Here is a 252-nt window from a genome sequence, read left to right as displayed (position 1 = left end):
TCCTTATGGCTGTGGCAGCGGGGCAGGTCCTGCGCAGGCTCATCCAGAAGGACTGGTACGGCGGTAAGGTTGTGCTGGTAACGAACGTACACGATGCGCTGTATCTGGATAGCGCAGACGAGGAGACAGCGGTACTAGCAGGTAACTTAGTGAAGGATGCTATGGAAGAAGCCCCGCGCCGTATAGCAGCGCTCTGGCCTAACTATGGTATCATCAGTCAAGTGCCTTTCCCGGCAGCAGCAGAGCACGGCA

The 252-nt window shown here is 57.1% G+C and carries 1 protein-coding gene; it reads left to right on the top strand.

Annotated elements, in window-relative coordinates; all coding sequences use genetic code 11:
- Positions 1 to 252: hypothetical protein (locus ABFY71_RS19015; protein WP_347947440.1), on the top strand; the 252-nt coding region annotated here is incomplete at both ends.

The organism is Devosia alba (assembly GCF_039938915.1).
GTDB classification, from domain to species: Bacteria; Pseudomonadota; Alphaproteobacteria; order Rhizobiales; family Devosiaceae; genus Devosia; species Devosia alba.
The sequence above is the reverse complement of the archived record's forward strand: the minus strand, read 5'-3'. Positions and strand labels throughout refer to the sequence as shown.